This window comes from Pseudomonas sp. KCJK9058 (genome assembly GCF_046230975.1).
Taxonomy (GTDB): Bacteria; Pseudomonadota; Gammaproteobacteria; order Pseudomonadales; family Pseudomonadaceae; genus Aquipseudomonas; species Aquipseudomonas alloputida.
Window position 1 is genome coordinate 177,038 of sequence record NZ_JBJJLR010000002.1, and the last position, 15,337, is coordinate 192,374.

Sequence of the window (15,337 nt, forward strand, 5' to 3'; positions counted from 1 at the left end):
CACAAAACACCTGATCCTTTATGTAAAAGGATCAGGTTAAACCTGAATTACAGGCCCAGTTCACTCAGACCTGGGTGATCATCCGGACGGCGACCCAGTGGCCAGTGGAACTTTCGCTCGCTTTCCTTGATGGGCATGTCGTTGATGCAGGCAAAGCGGCGATGCATCAAGCCGTCGGCTTCAAATTCCCAGTTTTCGTTGCCGTAGGAGCGGAACCAGTTGCCCGAATCGTCGTGCCACTCGTAGGCGTAACGGACGGCGATGCGGTTGTCGGTGAAGGCCCAGAGCTCTTTGATCAAGCGGTAGTCCAGTTCTTTCTTCCACTTGCGAGTGAGGAAGTCCCGAGCTTCTTCACGGTTGTTTGCAAACTCGGCACGGTTACGCCATTGGGTGTCCACCGTATAGGCCAGGGCAATCTTTTCGGGTTCGCGGGTATTCCAACCATCCTCAGCGAGTCGGACCTTTTCAATCGCCGATTCGCGAGTGAAAGGAGGAAGTGGCGGACGAGCGTGTTCGTTGGACATGGTGGTGCCTCCAATCGTTTGGATGGTTCAGTTGAGTGGGTATTTCTTTAACTTTAAGCGCTTGCGCGCTGCACGTCCTTGAGCAAGACCTTTGTGATTTCTCGTGCACTGTCGAGCGCGGTGTGATCACCCATGACGTGGGCCACGGTTATCGTGCCCTCTATAATCAAAAGAAGTTGCTTGGCCAAGCCAGTCGGATCGTTAACACCTAATGCGCTGGTCAGTTCTAGCGTGTAGTCCAGCAGCTTTTGTTTATGCAGTTTTGCGATCTGTCGAACAGGATCGTCTGCGTCACCCACCTCTCCGGCTGTGTTGATAAAAGCACATCCGCGAAAACCGTCTGACTCGAACCAGCTTTTGAGGGCATCAAAAATACCAAGGATGCGCGCTTCTGGCGTTTGTGCTTTTTCGCATTCACTTCTGAACCACGTCATCCAACGTATATCGCGGGCATTGAGTGCCGCTGCTGCTACGTCGTCTTTATTCGCAAAATAGCGATAAATACTTTTACGGGCGACGCCCGAGGTCTTTACCAACAGGTCCATGCCCGTGGCGTGAATCCCGTTTTCGTAAATCAGCTTCTCGGCAGTCGCCAGGATTTTTTCGCGTGTGTCAGTCATTGGCTTATCCATGTAGCCAGAGTAGAACGATCGTTCTCCCTGGTCAAGCAGCGCTTGAAATTATTCGATTGCGTGCAAGCGGGGGGCCGGCGTGCTTTCGATCAGGGCGGCTGGCTTCCCGCTGATCAGTCGCGCTCCAGTTCGGCGAAGCGGCTGGATAACCAGGCGTGCAGGTGCCTTACCGCAGGCGACAACTGCTTGCGGTGCGGGCACACCAGGTTCAAAGGCATGGTCGGCCCGGGGTAGTCCTGCAATAGCACGACAAGTCTTCCCGCCAGCACATCGTCGCTCACATCCAGCCACGACTTGTAGGTTATCCCTTCGCCGCCCACGGCCCAGCGCCGGGCAATATCGGCGTCGTCGCAGAGCAGGGCGCCACGCACCTGGACGGTCTGCGTACCCAGTTGCCACTTGTCGTAGACCCGGCCCTGTTGCATGTACAGCAGGCACTGGTGTTCGAGCAGATCTTCGGGGGCTTGCACGGTGCCTTCCCGCGCCAGGTACTCGGGCGAGGCCACCAGTACCTTGCGGTTCCAAGGTGCCAGTGGCAGGGCTACATAGTTGGCGTCGGCGTTCAGGCCATAGCGGATGGCGATATCCACCGGATCGCGGAACAGATCGGCGATCTGGTCGGAGAGAAAGAAGCGCAGATTCAACTGGGGATGCTCTCGGCGAAACGCCGTGAGCCAGGGCAGCAGCACGTTGCGCCCCAGATCGGAGGGCGCGGCCACCTGCAACGTTCCGCTGAGCTGGGCGCTTTCCTGACGCAGGTTGTCGCGCCCGTGCCTGAGGGCTTCCAGGGCAATCAGGGCCGAGGGCAGGTACTGCTCGCCTTCGGCTGTGAGGCGCAAGCTGCGCGTGGTGCGGGCAAACAATCGCACATCCAGCTCACGCTCCAGGCGCTTGACTGCTTCGGCCGCCTGGCCGGGTAGCAGATCGGCCTCGCGGGCCGCCGCGGTAAAGCTGCCCAGCGCGGCGCTGCGAACGAAGATGCCCAGGTCGTCGAGACGGATCATTATCACTCCTGCAATGAAAGTGTTGACGGGCAGGGCCCGTTTTTCCCGGACGCCAGGCACGCCAGACTCAATGCCAAATCAAACCACATTCAGCAGCGAGTGCCCATGAAAGCGATCAGTTTCATCCACAAAGGTTTGCCTATCGAAGACCCTGCGTCTCTTCAAGACATCTTCATGCCCAAGCCCAGCCCTGGGCCCAGGGACCTTCTGGTCGAGGTCAACGCCGTGTCGGTCAACCCCGTCGACACCAAGGTGCGCGCTGGCACTTTCACGCGTGAGCCGAAAATACTCGGCTGGGACGCGGCCGGTATCGTCCGCGAAGTCGGGGCCCAGGTGACCCTGTTCAAGCCCGGAGACCAGGTGTACTACGCCGGCTCCATCGCCCGGCCCGGCAGCTACAGCGAATATCACCTGGTTGACGAACGTATCGTCGGGCATCAACCGCGTAGCCTGGGTGCAGCACAGGCAGCCGCGCTGCCGCTGACGGCCATCACCGCCTGGGAACTGCTGTTCGATCGCCTGGGTATCGTGGAGGGCGGCGGGGAGGGCGATGCCCTGCTGATCGTTGGCGCTGCCGGTGGCGTCGGTTCGATGCTGGTGCAGTTGGCCCGGCAACTGACCCGCCTGACGGTTATCGGCACGGCCTCCCGCGCCGAGACCAGCAACTGGGTACGCGAACTGGGCGCCCATCACGTCATCGATCACAGTGCGCCGCTGCAAGGGCAGCTGCAGGCCCTGGGGATCGAGTCAGTCAGCCATGTCGCCAGCCTCACCCATACTGATCAGCACTTTGCGCAACTGGTTGAAGTGCTGCGACCACAAGGTCGCCTAGGCGTGATCGACGACCCGCAGACCCTGGACGTCATGCCGCTCAAGCGCAAGTCGCTGTCGCTGCACTGGGAGCTGATGTTCACCCGCTCGCTTTACGAAACCGACGACATGGTGCGCCAGCACGAGCTGCTCGAGCGCGTGGCCGGGCTGATCGATCAAGGCATCCTGCGTACCACCTTGGGCGAGCATTTCGGCGCCATCAATGCCGCCAACATGCGCCGTGCCCATGCGCTGGTCGAGAGTGGCAAGGCGCGCGGCAAGATCGTCCTGGAAGGCTTCTGAAACCAGTTTGACAGACAACGGCGGACCGGTTGATCCGGTCTGCTATGAGCATGCTTGAACGAACCGTGTTTCTCCGCGCCGCGCACATTCCCGGCGCTACGCCCGGTGAAACTCATGCACACATTGAAGCAGGCACTACCGTGCCTGCTCTTTGCAACTGACCAGGAGCTTGATGTGAACCGACAAGATTACCCCCTCGTTTCCCTCGCCATCCTCAAGGCCAAGCCAGGCCAGGCACCAACGCTCAAAGCGGCCTTGCTGGCGTTGATCGAACCGACTCGGGCGGAGCCCGGTAACCGCGACTACATGCTGTTCGAACGTCGTGACGAGCCAGGGACGTTCTACATGCGCGAGGCGTTCGATAACCAGCAGGCCCTGGATGCGCACCTGACCACTGCTCATTTCCAGCGGTTTGCCGAGCAGGCTGAACAGCTGCTGGCAGAGCCCTTGCAACTGATCTTCCTTGACCCGGTGTCATCTGCCGTTGCGCCCTGTCCCTGAGGCAGGCCAGGCAATGCGACCCGCCCTGGGGCACTGTTACCTCGACCGATGTGGATGGCTGTTCTCGAGGATGTTGGCGCCAGTTTGCGAGTGGGTCGCCATTTCACTTTCAAGGACGCCGCTGAACTTTGGTTGCCGGCTGCTTGATGCTGGGTTTTTCTGAGCGTACGGCGCGGTGTTCAAACAGACTTATCAGGGTGCCTGTAATTGCAATCAGCGCCAGCATAAATAAACCGATGTCCGAATTTTCCATGGTCTCGTCCTGCGGGTTGATGGGTACACGTTGAAACTATTTCTTGGGATGGCGGGTCATGCCATACGCCGTAAAGCCACGGCCATGGCCCCGCCCAGTACCGCCATGGCCAGCAGCAGCGCGGGGAACGTCCACCACCAGGGCAGGCCGGCGGTCATCATGCTGAACTCCGACATGCCGCCGATGCTGGCGAGCAGGTTCAAGGGCAGGAACACCACATTGATCATGGTCAGGTTGCGCAGCGCGTGGTTCATGCCGTTGTTGGCCAGGTTGCCGCGGGCCTCGATCAGGTTGGTAAAGACCTGGGCATGGATCTTCGCCTGCTGGTAGCTTTGCTCGTTTTCGATGATCAGGTCATTCAGCATTTCCAGTTGTTCGGGCCCGAAACCGTGTTTCTGACCATGGCTGCGCAGCAGGGCTAGCACGGCGCCATTGCTTTGAATGGCGTTAACGTAATACACCAGGCTTTCGCTCAAGCTGTACATCTGCACCAGGTGCTGGTTGTCCATGGTCCGATCGAACTGCAGCTGGATTTCGCGGGCCACCTGCTTTACCACCCGCAGGTGGCCCAGGTAGTGATGCACGCTCTCCGCCAGCATCGCCATCAGCACATCCAGTGGGGTGCTCATGCCGGTCTGCCGGTCTACTCCGGCGAGTAGCGAGTTGGCGGCGCAGATCACCACCAGGCGCTTTTCGCTGAGTACGACGCCAAATGACGAGACATTGAATACCCGGCCATCAAAGTTTTCCGGGCGCTTCCAGATCAGGAACAGGTGATCGGGCTTGATCTCGATACGCGCCACTTCATCCGGGTCCAGGGAGGACTCCAGCGACTGGGCGCTGACCCCCAGGCACTTGCACAACCGGGTTTGCTCCGCGGCGTCTGGCGCGACACACAACCATACGCTGGCTCGTTCCTCGGGGGCTTCAAGAAGCGCACCGTCTACGGCGAGGTAGTATTCGATCATCGTTTACCAGGCCTGGCCGAGGTGTTTACGTTCAAGCCGCTGCACGAAAGCCTGCAGCACTCGCTGGTAAAGCGCGTTACCCAGCACGGCGTCTTCGGTGCCAGCATCGAGGTTGGGGTTGTCGTTGACTTCGATCACCAGTACGCGGTCGCCGGTCTGCTTCAGGTCCACACCGTACAGCCCTTGCCCGATCAGCCTGGCGGTGTCGACGGCCAGCTTTACGACTTCGGGCGGTGCCTGTTCCACCGGGACCGCGCGGCACAGGCCGTTGACTTCGCCGGCCTGGGCCTTGTGGTTATAGATTTGCCAGTGGCCCTTGGACATGAAGTACTGGCAGGCATAAAGCGCTTCACCGTTGAGTACGCCGATACGCCAGTCGTATTCGGTGTAGCAGTACTCCTGGGCCAGCAGCAGTACCGAGTGTTCGAACAACTCCTGTGCCGCCGAGGCCAGTGCCTGGGCGTCGGCGACCTTGATCACGCCTTTCGAAAAGCAGCCGTCGGGAATCTTCAACACCAGCGGAAAACCGAGGCGCCGGCCCACAAGCTCGAGTTCCTGCGGGCGGTCCTTGTACAGGATTTCCGTGGCCGGTGCGCCGAGGTTGTGGCGTTTGAGCAGATCGGCGAGATACACCTTGTTGGTGCAGCGCAGGATGGAGGAAGGGTCGTCGATCACCACCAAGCCTTCGCTTTCGGCCTTTTTGGCAAAACGGTAGGTATGGTCGTCCACCCGCGTGGTCTCCCGAATGAACAAGGCGTCAAATTCGGCCAGGCGTGCATAGTCCTTCTTTTCGATCAGCTCTACATCGATGCCCAGCTGTTTGCCGTTTTCGATGAACTGCTCCAGCGCCTCAGGATTGGAAGGTGGCAGCGCCTCGGCCGGGTCATGCAGAATCGCCAGGTCGAACCGGGCCAGGCGTTTCGAGGCGGGCTGGCGCCACGTCCGGCGGTTGAAGGCATCCAGCGCGTCGGCAAACAAGTGCTGCTGCTCATCCCGCAGTTTGTGCAGCGCGCCGGCCTTGATCCCGTCGATCTGCCAGGTGTCACGCCTGCGAAACTCCACCAGCAAGACAGGGCAGGGGAACGACTCGAACAGCTGTCGGCCGATATCCTGAAGGGGTTCAATGGCGGTCCGCCCGAAATACAAGGTGAGGGTGAAGGCTTCGGTGCTGCCATAAGGGTGATCGGCCAGGGCTCGCTCCAGCGTGCGTTCCAGGTCATCCAGCCCCACGCCATAGAGCGCCTTGCGGGTAAGCTCGCTGATGGTTCGCACCGACGGGAACACCTTGTGGCCCCGTGCCTCGGCGAGCAGCGAGCAGTAGTAGCCTTGCCCCAGATACTTGTAGCTGCGGCACAGGTTGATTACCTGCGTACGCCTCGCAACGTCGTCGCTGTGTTCAAAGTAATCCTGGGCCAGCATCAGGCTCTCGCTGGGAAAGTAGCTGGCCCAGTCTTCCTTGCGCTCCACCACGATCAACAAGCGGTTACCAGCGCTCCGCTTACTGGGTGGCTCCTCGGAGAGGGTTATTGTGGAAACGTCGGTTTTGGCCAATACTTCGGCCACGTTGGCTTGCACCGCTGACATGAGTATTCGATCCCTGTTGAAGAAGACGCCCCTTCAATAAATCACGGGTTTCCCGACCTGTCCCGGTTCGTTACTCAAACATTACGGTGTTGCCATGGCTTTTGATTTTCGCTTTGCATCGGTGGCCGATATCGATGCGCTGGTTGCCCTGGAGCAGGACTGTTTCACCCTCGACCGCCTGAGCCCGCGTAATTTCAACTGGATGGTGCGACGCGCCAATGCCTGTCTTATTGTCGCTGAACAACAGGGCCATCTGGCAGGCTATGCGCTGCTGCTGTTCCATCGCGGTACATCACTTGCCCGTTTGTATTCAATTGCCGTAAGCCCGGCCTGGCGCGGCCATGGGTTGGGCCAGCAGTTGCTGGACCAGGCCCAGGCCAGTGCGCTGGAGCGTAATTGCGCCTGGCTGCGCCTGGAAGTACGCGCGGACAATCCTGCGGCCATCAGCTTGTACGAAAGCAATGGCTATCAACGCTTCGCTGTGGTTGAGAACTACTACGAAGACCACAGCCAGGCGCTGCGTTTCGAGAAGCGTATCCTGCGCAGTGCTCCGCCCCCTGCACGGCAAGTGCCGTACTACGCGCAAACGACCGAGTTCACCTGCGGAGCGGCCTGCCTGCTGATGGCCATGGCTGCGGTCGAACGGGAGCGGGCCATGCACCGCAGCGAGGAGATTCAACTGTGGCGAGAGGCGACCACCATCTTCATGACGGCAGGCCACGGCGGTTGCAGCCCGCAGGGGCTTGCACTGGCGGCTTGGCGGCGCGGGTTTGAGGTGCGCATGGTGGTCAGCCAGCCTGGATCGCTGTTCCTCGATGGGGTGCGCAGCGCGCAGAAAAAAGACGTAATGCAATTGGTCGAGGATGGCTTTGCCGGGGCGTTGGCCGAAACCGACGTGCATCAGATGCTGGCGCCCGGCCTTGATGTGCGTTCAGCGTTGCAAGCCGGGTTCAGGCCGGTGGTGCTGATTAGCAGCTACCGTTTCACCCGTCTGAAGGCCCCGCACTGGATTCTGGTCACGGGTTGCGATGACGAATTCGTGTACCTGCATGATCCTGATGTGGATCACAGCCGCCAGAAACGCATCCTGGATTGCCAGCATCTGCCCGTAAGCCATGCCGAATTTCAGCGCATGAGCAGTTTCGGCAGGCAGCGGGTAAGGGCCGCTGTGCTGTTGCGCGGGCGATAGAACGGCTGTGCAGGTGGGTACGTATGGCATGGGCATGGAGTGAACATGAATAGTGCTCCGGATGGGCTCACATGCCGGAGCACTTTGCGCTTCAAGCGTGAAGCAATGCCTCGAGCTGGCCCTTGCGGTCAAGACGCGCCAAGTCATCGAAGCCGCCGACATGCACCTTGCCAACAAATATCTGTGGGACGGTTCGGCGTTGGGATCGCTGCATCATTTCCGCCAGGTGCAGGGGTGACGCTTCAACGTTGATTTCGTCAGGGGTGATGCCCTTGCTCGACAGCAGTCGCTTGGCGCTCAGGCAGTATGGGCAGTGCGGGGTGGTATAGATAGTCACAGGGCTCATGGCGGTTACCCTCCTAGTTTGCCGATGGCGGAAAGTCGATATCGGTAGCGGCGATGTTGTTCAGGTAGTTGGTCAGGGTTAACAGCGTGACCTGTGCCACCACCTCCACGATCTTGCTATCAGTAAGCCCTGCCTCACGCGCGGCAGCGATCTGCTCGTCACTCAACTGGCCGCGCCTTGCCGTGATCTGCTGCGCCAGTGCGGCAACCGCGCTGAGTGTGCCGGCTCGGGCTTGGCTTACGGCCTCATCGCTCAAACCCGCCTTGCCGCCGAAGAAGGTGTGTGCAGCCAGGCAGTAGTCGCACCCGTTGATTTCCGAAGTGGCCAGGGCAACGACTTCACGCTCGGCGGCGCTCAGTGAGCTTTTACCCAACGCTTGGGCGAGGCCCAGGTAACCATTGAGCGCGACCGGAGCGTGCGCCAGGGTCCTGAATGCGTTGGGAATGAAGCCGAGACCTTTTTGAATGCCTTCGAGGGCTGCGCGCGAGCCAGTAGGCGCCTGGTCTAGCGAGAGAGCGGTAATACGAGTCATGGTCGTTCTCCAATAGGTTGAGTAACCGGCTTGTCTATCAAGCTTGGGGTCCATACTAGAGAGGCAGACTTTTCTTTCGGCTTCAGATCGTCGAAGTTATGCAACAGATCGTCTAAACCTGAGTGCGCTATGGACCGACTGTCGACACTGCTTAAGCACTTCAACCTGCACGCTAGTGCGTTTCACCAGGGTGGGTTCTGTGGAACGACCCAACTTGGGCAACACAGTGTCGGGCACGCCCATCTGTTGCGCTCGGGGCGTCTGTCCTTCAAGGACAAGCGTGGGCAGCGTATCGAGTTGACCGAACCCACCCTGATTCTGGCGGTGCGCCCGCAGGAGCATCACTTGCTGGCCACCGACGCCGATGAAGCGGAGTTAGTGTGCGCCACCCTGCAATTCGATGGCGGCGCCAACAATCCGCTGACCCTGGCTTTGCCGGACTTCATCATCAAGCCCCTCGGCGAATTGCAAGGCCTTGATGGCACCCTTGACTGGCTGTTCGAAGAAGCCTTTGGAGATGAGTGTGGTCGTGATGTCATTCTCAATCGCTTGTTCGAGCTGATGATCATTCAGCTGCTTCGCCACCTGATCGCCAGCCGCAGCATCGCCTCGGGAATGATGGCGGGTCTGGCCAATGCTCAGCTGTCTCGCGCGCTTGTGGGGATCCACGATGAGCCGCAGCGCAATTGGTCGGTGGCGAAACTGGCGAATCTTTCGGGCATGTCGCGGGCAAGCTTCGCTTCGCACTTTCGCGAGATCGTGGGTATTACGCCTGCGGACTACCTGGCGAACTGGCGCATCAGTTTGACGCAAAAACGCCTTCGCGAAGGGCGCCCCATTGCCCTGATCGCCGATGAGGTCGGCTACGAAAGTCCTTCTGCGCTAGCCCGAACCTTTCGCCGCAAGGTGGGCGCGAGCCCGAAACAATGGCTGCAGCAGGGAACGGTGTGACGCCTGGTCGACCGACTTGCACGCCAGGCAATGAGCAAGGTCCTGCGCCTCATCGGGGTGGCTTACACGTTCTCCCGAAGAAAATCGATGAACGCCATCGTCCTTGCCGAGCGGCGCCGCTCACGGCTGAACACGGCGCTGACCGGCAGCGCGGTCGTCTGGTATTCGTCGAGCAGGCAACACACGCTCCCCTGCTCGAAGTCTGCAGCAAACAGCCATTGCGCAGACAGGGAGATGCCCAGGCCACCGAGGACCATTTCACGAATGGCCTCGCTGTTGTTGCTGGTGACGTTGCCTTTGATTGCAACCTCAAGTGCTTCGTCACGACGGGTGAAGTGCCAGCGGTCGTAATGCTCAAGCAAGGTGAAGGCGATGCAGTTGTGGCCTGCCAGTTCGGCGGGCTCACGTGGCCGGCCATGGCGTTCGAGATAGGCCGGTGCGGCATAGACTCGCCGTGTGCTGGTGCCCAGGGGCACGGCCACCAGCCCCTCGCTCTTCACCACGCCAATGCGGATAGCCAGGTCGATGTTTTCCATGAGCAGGTCTTCGTTGTAATCGTTCAGGCGCAGGTCAATCTGCACATCGGGGTGGCGCTGTAGAAAAGTCCCGATCAGGGGCGCTATGCACAGCCTCCCATAGCTGACCGGTGCGGCTATTCGCAGGGGGCCGGCGATCTGCTCCTGGCCGCTGGCGAAGCTGCGTGTTGCATGCTCCAGCTGGCTGAGAATCTCCTGGCAGTGGCTGTAGAAGCGTTGCCCTTGATCGGTGAGGGCGAGGTGCCGGGTGCTGCGGGCGAACACGGCTCCGCCCAGGTACTGCTCCAAGGCACGGACCTGCTTGCTGACTGCCGGCTGCCCCATGTTCAGCTCCCGAGCCACTGCGGAAAACGAACCACGCTCCACGACGCGCACGAAGATGCGCATGCTGTCGAACAGATCCATCGCTATTGGGCCTCTTTGGGGAATAAGTAATATCCAAATTTAGTTTCTTATCGGAATGAGGAAGGCGGTGCAACCTGTAAGCGTCCATTCATTCAGAGGTTTCCGTCATGAATCAGACCATGCTTGCCGCTATCGCCGAATCCGCCCAGACCCCGCTGGTCGTGCGCCACATCGCCCGCCCTGTGCCCGGTAAGGGGCAGGTTTTGGTGCGGATTCACGCCGCCGGGGTCAACCCGCTCGACACCAAGATTGCAATCGGTGCGGGTGCTCACGCCCGCCAGGAGTTACCGGCCGTGCTCGGCCTGGATCTCGCCGGTACGGTCGTCGAACTGGGCGAGGCAGTTGATGGCTTCACGCCTGGCCAGCAGGTCTTCGGCATGGCCGGCGGAATCGGCGGCGCCCAAGGCACCCTGGCCGAATACATCGCCGTGGATGCCAGGCTGATTGCATCAAAGCCGCATGCACTCGGCATGCGTGAGGCTGCCGCGCTGCCGTTGGTATTCATCACCGCCTGGGAAGGTTTGGTAGATCACGCAAATGTTCGTAGTGGTCAGCGTGTGCTGATTCATGGCGGCGCAGGTGGCGTCGGCCAAGTTGCGGTGCAATTGGCCAAGGCTCGCGGTGCCGAGGTCTACGCCACCGGTTCGGCGGGCAATCTCGACTTCATTCGCGCGCTGGGGGCCACGGCGATTGACTATCAAACGCAGCGTGTAGAGGCCTATGTCGAACAATTTACGGCTGGGGAGGGTTTCGACATCGTTTATGACACCGTCGGCGGCAGCACGTTGGACGCGTCATTCAAGGCAGTAAAGCCTTATACCGGGCACGTACTCAGCTGCCTCGGTTGGGGTCAGCACAGCCTCGCGCCTTTATCCTTCAAAAGTGCCACCTACTCGGGCGTATTTACCCTGGCACCGCTGCTAACCGGCAAGGGACGCGAACACCATGGAAGTATCCTGCGCGAGGCTGCCGTTCTGGCCAATGCCGGGCAACTGGCGATCCGGGTGGACCCGCAACAGTTTGCATTGGATGAGGTCAACGACGCATTCCGACAGGTTGCGGAAGGTCGCGGCAGGGGCAAGACGGTTATCCAGTTGGTAAGTGAATAGTCTCCCGAGCTTTATTAATCAGCAATTACCTGCCAGAAATGCCCGTTTCCAGCCTTGGCTGGCCTTCACAAACAACTGCCAAAGGGGGACATGGCAAGTGATCATGAAAGTTGTTCCTTGATATGAGGGGCTTTGTTCCAGGCGTTGCCGGCGGCCGGTCAAGCTGGCCGCAATCGAAGTGGTGACTTCGTCGCTACTGTCGGGAGGAAGGGGAGTGCCAGAAGAATCGATCATTCACGCGTGGTTATACCGGCATGAAGCAGCGCCGCGATAATGAAAGGCGCCTTCTTCTCTAGATACTCAGCCATCCCACCCGTATTGCTCGACTCCAACTGAAGCTTCAGCGTTTCATACTGTTGGCGGATCGAGGCATCGCGCCTAAGCAAATCTCTGAACCCCAGCATCTGAGTGATCGACAGGTGGTCCCGGGTACAAAAATGGAGCTTGTGCGTGCGAATCCCATCCACATTGCGCCGGTAGAAATGATGGCCCTCTGACAGATCACTTCCCCGTACATACCCCAGAGCTATCAACACCTCGTCCCGCGCCGAGGTATTGCGATGCGCGTGAACCTCAATGAGCACATCGAGTTCGGGCTTCGCCGCCAGCCCTGGGACAGACGTGCTTCCAACGTGGTGGACAGCAATCAGTTCAGCGTCAAATGCAGAGGCAATGAGTGGCTTGTCTGTCAGGAAGCGGGCAGGCCATGTGGGATCGTAGGGGGCAATCTTGCTGGTCAGTGCCATGTCCGTTCCTTGGCGATAAATCCTCGAGGCGCCGGATTGTCCATCAAGGCGTGTGCTTTTGCCACCGACTTACAGGTCAATAACTGTCGCCGAGATGTGTCTCCGGAATCCGGGCGATTCACGCTTCAACACCCGCATATCGATAGACCGTCGCACTCCAATACTGGCTGCCGTTACGCGCTTGGCGTTTCCATCCGTCTGCTATCAGGTGCTTGGAGATCATCCGATTCATAAAACCGTGACCGAGCAGTAGAACGGGTCCTTCGCTGGCAAGCGATTGCAGCCGTTGCGCTGCCACGCTGGCGCGGATCCTCGCAGTGCTTGCAGATTCGACGCGGCGTGAGTAACCGCACAGCCATAAGACGCGAAGGATAAATGCCCAGGTAAACGGCGATAGCCGTGGCAGCCTCCAGTGAGCATAAGGCAGTTGCGCTTCACAGAAGAGCGCGTCGACGAGGGTGGGCTTGAGGCCGAGCGCCTGCAGGGAAGTCAGCGCACGTGGCGCACTACTTGAGACAATTACCGTGGCGGTTGCGGCGAGCTGCATGCTGGCTTCCGGAACGGGCTGGTTGGTAATTTCGGACTGATTGTATTGTTCGATCCAGTCTTTCATTTGGAGTGCTGACATTTTGTCCGCTGCGATCAGTTTTGGCTGACCGTGGCGCATCAGGATTATTTCCCCGCTCACAGTAGGCTGCCTTTTTCAAACCAGCCGTGATCACGGTACCACGCCACGGTGTCGGCGATTGTCAGCTCGAGTGCCCGGAAACTCAGCCCAAGCTCCTGTTCACTCTTGCGGTGGTCGAAACGGGTGCGTTCCTGCTCTCGAACCAGTAGACGCAACGTGGCCATGCTCAGCAGAATGGGTCTGCCGGTCAGGCGCGCATAGATCTCCTGAACAGCCGCCAAGGTGTATAGAAAGGGCAGCGGTATTTGTCGGGCTGGCGTCTTGACGCCCGCCATACGTCCTAAAACAGGCATCAGTTCGCGCATTGTCATATGTCGACCCGCCGCGAGATAGCGCTCACCTCGGCGCCCATGTCTGGCTGCGGCAATTTGTGCCAATGCCACATCGCGGGCATCGACAATGGAAAAACTGCCAGGGATCAACCCGGGCAATTTGCCCTGTACCACATCGTTGACCAATTGCCCCGACGAGGTTGGGCCAATGTCGCCAGGCCCCCACATCCAGCCAGGCAGGACCATACAGGCATGCATCTGGGGGTGGCTCTCAAGGAACGACAACACGACACGGTCAGCGAGGATCTTGCTGCGGTAGTAGTCATCTGCGTCGGCGTCGGCCCTCAGGCAGTTCTCCTCGATGGACGTGCCAGGTGCGCCGTTGAGCACAGCAATGGAAGACGTATGGATGAACCGTCGTATGCCGGCCCCGTAGGCCTGCTCAAGCAGGCGCCGCGTACCCGACACGTTTATCTGTTCGAGTTCGTTCCAGTGGCTGCCGCCCTTGTAGTTATCGCGAAAGAACGCCGCTGTGTGAAATACCGTATCGCAGCCTTGCAGCGACGCTGCGAATGCGTCGACCTTGGCCATGTCACCAACGACCAGTTCCACACCCGGCAGATTGTTGAACTGCTGTTCACCTTTGCCTTTTGAGCGGACCAGGCCTTTGACCGTGTAGCCGCGAGCGACCAATTCACGCACCAGGTTGTTGCCCAGCAAGCCGGTTGCTCCGGTCACAAATACGCTGCGCATGGCTCAACACCCTCGCTGTTCGGTTAACGGCAGCAACACGGCGCTGTCGAAAAAGGCCTCGTCACTGACGACAAGACCCATGGTGTCGAGGTGGATGCAATCGTCGCCAACCACTGCAAGCAACGCCTCTGGATCTGGTCGATTGAACGCGCCAGAGGCGTGCTGCGCATAGGCGTTGGGGGTGATAGTCATAAAGTTCGGTCCATTCGTATCGAAGGGCTATAGATATACCTTTGAGGATGCTTTCGAAAAACAGCAATCACTGCATAATGGCTTTGCATATTCGCAAAGCCAGGAATGACCGACAGTATGACGTTGCACGCAAATTGGGATGATCTTCGCCTTCTGCTGGCCGTCTCGCGACGTGGTAGCTTTCTTCAGGCTGGACAATTGCTCGGTATCGCAGCTTCTACATTGTCACGCCGCCTGACCCAACTTGAGGTTGCAGTGGGCGAGCCACTTGTCGAGCGCGGCGTTGAAGGGTGCCGGCTGACGTCCCGGGGGCAATCCCTGGTGGAAGTTGCTATCGCTGCAGAATCAGGCTTGAGGCGGCAAACCCTTTCTGCCACATCGCAGCAGCCTACCGAGCTGTCCGGCAGTGTGTTGGTCAGTGCAGGGGAGGGGTTCTCGGATTACGTTTTGGAGGCGATAAAGCGCTTTACATCCCTGCACCCGCGTTGCTCCGTGGAGCTAACGGTGGCAGCCGACTTTCACAAGATCGCCCGCGGCGTGGCAGATGTTGCTGTGCGCACCGCCCATCTGGGGGAACCGTCACTGATTTATCGACCCATTGGCCGGCTCGCCTACGGCATCTTTGCTGCCCCGGGTTATCTGAAGCAATTTCCAGGCGTGACGCTTACCACGGCGGTCAGTGTTTCCTTGCTTCCCCCGCTGGATATCTTGCCGCAAATGCGAGCGGCAAAGGCCGCAGGTCTGGACCGCGCGCAGATCAGCGTGAACTCGTTCGCCGTGCAGCTCCAGTCGGTGAGGCGAGGGATGGGGGTGGCTGTGCTGCCTCGTTTAGCGGCTACCGATTTGGTCGAGCTGTTCCCGCATCTCCAACTTCCAGATATGGAGATCTATTTGGTGACCCGGCCTCAGGCCTTGAAGCAAGCTCACATCAAATGCTTTTTTGACACCTTGGAGCGGGTTCTGCTCGAAGCCCTGTCCTCGGCACATGTCGACGGTTGATCCACCAGCACCCTGATCACTGCGCAGCACCTCACCGGCC

At 59.4% G+C, this 15,337-nt stretch carries 19 protein-coding genes; 6 read left to right on the top strand and 13 right to left on the bottom strand.

The features are described from left to right. Positions 1-47: 47 nt before the first annotated feature. The 3 genes from ACK59Z_RS02735 to ACK59Z_RS02745 all read right to left on the bottom strand — a co-directional run bounded on the left by ACK59Z_RS02735 (position 48) and on the right by ACK59Z_RS02745 (position 2,160). Positions 48-524 (bottom strand): nuclear transport factor 2 family protein, encoded by a 477-nt coding sequence (locus ACK59Z_RS02735; RefSeq protein ID WP_003248177.1) that lies wholly within the window; start codon positions 522-524, stop codon positions 48-50. Between the two features lie 53 nt (positions 525-577). Then, positions 578-1,156, bottom strand: coding sequence for a TetR/AcrR family transcriptional regulator (locus ACK59Z_RS02740; protein WP_108191049.1), 579 nt, complete (start codon positions 1,154-1,156; stop codon positions 578-580). A gap of 113 nt (positions 1,157-1,269) precedes the next feature. Next, the gene (locus ACK59Z_RS02745) at positions 1,270-2,160 is read right to left on the bottom strand and encodes a LysR family transcriptional regulator (protein ID WP_108191050.1); all 891 of its coding nucleotides are present in this window, start codon (positions 2,158-2,160) and stop codon (positions 1,270-1,272) included. A 105-nt stretch (positions 2,161-2,265) separates the two neighbouring features. Here ACK59Z_RS02745 and ACK59Z_RS02750 point away from each other — a divergent pair, with 105 nt between their 5' ends. After that, positions 2,266-3,273 (top strand): zinc-binding alcohol dehydrogenase family protein, encoded by a 1,008-nt coding sequence (locus tag ACK59Z_RS02750; protein WP_003248183.1) that lies wholly within the window; start codon positions 2,266-2,268, stop codon positions 3,271-3,273. A 114-nt stretch (positions 3,274-3,387) separates the two neighbouring features. Continuing rightward, positions 3,388-3,774, top strand: a complete 387-nt coding sequence (locus tag ACK59Z_RS02755) for a putative quinol monooxygenase (RefSeq protein ID WP_080580378.1) — start codon at positions 3,388-3,390, stop codon at positions 3,772-3,774. Between the two features lie 109 nt (positions 3,775-3,883). Here ACK59Z_RS02755 and ACK59Z_RS02760 read toward each other — a convergent pair whose 3' ends face one another. The 3 genes from ACK59Z_RS02760 to ACK59Z_RS02770 are packed head-to-tail and all read right to left on the bottom strand — an operon-like array spanning position 3,884 to position 6,579. Next, positions 3,884-4,027, bottom strand: coding sequence for a hypothetical protein (locus tag ACK59Z_RS02760; RefSeq protein WP_020190204.1), 144 nt, complete (start codon positions 4,025-4,027; stop codon positions 3,884-3,886). Positions 4,028-4,083: 56 nt separating this feature from the next. Then, positions 4,084-4,995: a magnesium transporter CorA family protein gene (locus ACK59Z_RS02765; protein WP_108191051.1), complete on the bottom strand. Its 912-nt coding sequence runs from the start codon at positions 4,993-4,995 to the stop codon at positions 4,084-4,086. A 3-nt stretch (positions 4,996-4,998) separates the two neighbouring features. Then, positions 4,999-6,579 (bottom strand): RimK family alpha-L-glutamate ligase, encoded by a 1,581-nt coding sequence (locus ACK59Z_RS02770; protein ID WP_003248192.1) that lies wholly within the window; start codon positions 6,577-6,579, stop codon positions 4,999-5,001. 94 nt (positions 6,580-6,673) lie between these two features. Between ACK59Z_RS02770 and ACK59Z_RS02775 the strand changes: the two genes are divergently transcribed. Next, entirely contained in the window at positions 6,674-7,768 is a 1,095-nt protein-coding gene (locus ACK59Z_RS02775; RefSeq protein WP_108191052.1) for a GNAT family N-acetyltransferase/peptidase C39 family protein, read from the top strand. 91 nt (positions 7,769-7,859) lie between these two features. On the opposite strand, the gene grxC is transcribed toward ACK59Z_RS02775, so the two are convergent. Both grxC and ACK59Z_RS02785 read right to left on the bottom strand, forming a co-directional pair. Then, positions 7,860-8,114, bottom strand: coding sequence for a glutaredoxin 3 (gene grxC, locus ACK59Z_RS02780; protein WP_064614310.1), 255 nt, complete (start codon positions 8,112-8,114; stop codon positions 7,860-7,862). A gap of 13 nt (positions 8,115-8,127) precedes the next feature. Continuing rightward, complete coding sequence (locus ACK59Z_RS02785) at positions 8,128-8,646, bottom strand: carboxymuconolactone decarboxylase family protein (RefSeq protein ID WP_010953859.1); 519 nt, start codon at positions 8,644-8,646, stop codon at positions 8,128-8,130. A gap of 129 nt (positions 8,647-8,775) precedes the next feature. Here ACK59Z_RS02785 and ACK59Z_RS02790 point away from each other — a divergent pair, with 129 nt between their 5' ends. Then, the gene (locus ACK59Z_RS02790) at positions 8,776-9,597 is read left to right on the top strand and encodes an AraC family transcriptional regulator (protein ID WP_409292345.1); all 822 of its coding nucleotides are present in this window, start codon (positions 8,776-8,778) and stop codon (positions 9,595-9,597) included. Between the two features lie 62 nt (positions 9,598-9,659). Here ACK59Z_RS02790 and ACK59Z_RS02795 read toward each other — a convergent pair whose 3' ends face one another. Then, positions 9,660-10,538 (bottom strand): LysR family transcriptional regulator, encoded by an 879-nt coding sequence (locus tag ACK59Z_RS02795; RefSeq protein ID WP_409292347.1) that lies wholly within the window; start codon positions 10,536-10,538, stop codon positions 9,660-9,662. 107 nt (positions 10,539-10,645) lie between these two features. Between ACK59Z_RS02795 and ACK59Z_RS02800 the strand changes: the two genes are divergently transcribed. After that, entirely contained in the window at positions 10,646-11,647 is a 1,002-nt protein-coding gene (locus ACK59Z_RS02800) for a zinc-dependent alcohol dehydrogenase family protein (protein ID WP_070096618.1), read from the top strand. 230 nt (positions 11,648-11,877) lie between these two features. Here ACK59Z_RS02800 and ACK59Z_RS02805 read toward each other — a convergent pair whose 3' ends face one another. From ACK59Z_RS02805 to ACK59Z_RS02820, 4 genes are all read right to left on the bottom strand, one after another. After that, complete coding sequence (locus tag ACK59Z_RS02805; protein WP_409292349.1) at positions 11,878-12,393, bottom strand: GrpB family protein; 516 nt, start codon at positions 12,391-12,393, stop codon at positions 11,878-11,880. Between the two features lie 118 nt (positions 12,394-12,511). Further along, the gene (locus tag ACK59Z_RS02810) at positions 12,512-13,060 is read right to left on the bottom strand and encodes a histidine phosphatase family protein (RefSeq protein WP_409292351.1); all 549 of its coding nucleotides are present in this window, start codon (positions 13,058-13,060) and stop codon (positions 12,512-12,514) included. 17 nt (positions 13,061-13,077) lie between these two features. Further along, on the bottom strand, positions 13,078-14,106 hold the full coding sequence (locus ACK59Z_RS02815; protein ID WP_409292353.1) for an SDR family oxidoreductase: 1,029 nt from the start codon (positions 14,104-14,106) through the stop codon (positions 13,078-13,080). Between the two features lie 3 nt (positions 14,107-14,109). Further along, on the bottom strand, positions 14,110-14,298 hold the full coding sequence (locus ACK59Z_RS02820; RefSeq protein ID WP_185280288.1) for a hypothetical protein: 189 nt from the start codon (positions 14,296-14,298) through the stop codon (positions 14,110-14,112). A gap of 117 nt (positions 14,299-14,415) precedes the next feature. Here ACK59Z_RS02820 and ACK59Z_RS02825 point away from each other — a divergent pair, with 117 nt between their 5' ends. After that, positions 14,416-15,297, top strand: coding sequence for a LysR family transcriptional regulator (locus ACK59Z_RS02825; protein WP_230064320.1), 882 nt, complete (start codon positions 14,416-14,418; stop codon positions 15,295-15,297). Positions 15,298-15,337 lie beyond the last annotated feature (40 nt).

What these genes read in the sequence shown, in the direction of transcription:
- ACK59Z_RS02770 (WP_003248192.1), bottom strand. Translation starts at nt 6,579, where the DNA reads ATGTCAGCGGTGCAAGCCAACGTGGCCGAAGTATTGGCCAAAACCGAC.
- ACK59Z_RS02760 (WP_020190204.1), bottom strand. Translation starts at nt 4,027, where the DNA reads ATGGAAAATTCGGACATCGGTTTATTTATGCTGGCGCTGATTGCAATT.
- ACK59Z_RS02785 (WP_010953859.1), bottom strand. Translation starts at nt 8,646, where the DNA reads ATGACTCGTATTACCGCTCTCTCGCTAGACCAGGCGCCTACTGGCTCG.
- ACK59Z_RS02745 (WP_108191050.1), bottom strand. Translation starts at nt 2,160, where the DNA reads ATGATCCGTCTCGACGACCTGGGCATCTTCGTTCGCAGCGCCGCGCTG.
- ACK59Z_RS02735 (WP_003248177.1), bottom strand. Translation starts at nt 524, where the DNA reads ATGTCCAACGAACACGCTCGTCCGCCACTTCCTCCTTTCACTCGCGAA.
- ACK59Z_RS02795 (WP_409292347.1), bottom strand. Translation starts at nt 10,538, where the DNA reads ATGGATCTGTTCGACAGCATGCGCATCTTCGTGCGCGTCGTGGAGCGT.
- ACK59Z_RS02825 (WP_230064320.1), top strand. Translation starts at nt 14,416, where the DNA reads ATGACGTTGCACGCAAATTGGGATGATCTTCGCCTTCTGCTGGCCGTC.
- ACK59Z_RS02800 (WP_070096618.1), top strand. Translation starts at nt 10,646, where the DNA reads ATGAATCAGACCATGCTTGCCGCTATCGCCGAATCCGCCCAGACCCCG.
- ACK59Z_RS02815 (WP_409292353.1), bottom strand. Translation starts at nt 14,106, where the DNA reads ATGCGCAGCGTATTTGTGACCGGAGCAACCGGCTTGCTGGGCAACAAC.
- ACK59Z_RS02805 (WP_409292349.1), bottom strand. Translation starts at nt 12,393, where the DNA reads ATGGCACTGACCAGCAAGATTGCCCCCTACGATCCCACATGGCCTGCC.
- ACK59Z_RS02750 (WP_003248183.1), top strand. Translation starts at nt 2,266, where the DNA reads ATGAAAGCGATCAGTTTCATCCACAAAGGTTTGCCTATCGAAGACCCT.
- ACK59Z_RS02765 (WP_108191051.1), bottom strand. Translation starts at nt 4,995, where the DNA reads ATGATCGAATACTACCTCGCCGTAGACGGTGCGCTTCTTGAAGCCCCC.
- ACK59Z_RS02820 (WP_185280288.1), bottom strand. Translation starts at nt 14,298, where the DNA reads ATGACTATCACCCCCAACGCCTATGCGCAGCACGCCTCTGGCGCGTTC.
- ACK59Z_RS02810 (WP_409292351.1), bottom strand. Translation starts at nt 13,060, where the DNA reads ATGCGCCACGGTCAGCCAAAACTGATCGCAGCGGACAAAATGTCAGCA.
- ACK59Z_RS02740 (WP_108191049.1), bottom strand. Translation starts at nt 1,156, where the DNA reads ATGGATAAGCCAATGACTGACACACGCGAAAAAATCCTGGCGACTGCC.
- grxC (WP_064614310.1), bottom strand. Translation starts at nt 8,114, where the DNA reads ATGAGCCCTGTGACTATCTATACCACCCCGCACTGCCCATACTGCCTG.
- ACK59Z_RS02775 (WP_108191052.1), top strand. Translation starts at nt 6,674, where the DNA reads ATGGCTTTTGATTTTCGCTTTGCATCGGTGGCCGATATCGATGCGCTG.
- ACK59Z_RS02790 (WP_409292345.1), top strand. Translation starts at nt 8,776, where the DNA reads ATGGACCGACTGTCGACACTGCTTAAGCACTTCAACCTGCACGCTAGT.
- ACK59Z_RS02755 (WP_080580378.1), top strand. Translation starts at nt 3,388, where the DNA reads ATGCACACATTGAAGCAGGCACTACCGTGCCTGCTCTTTGCAACTGAC.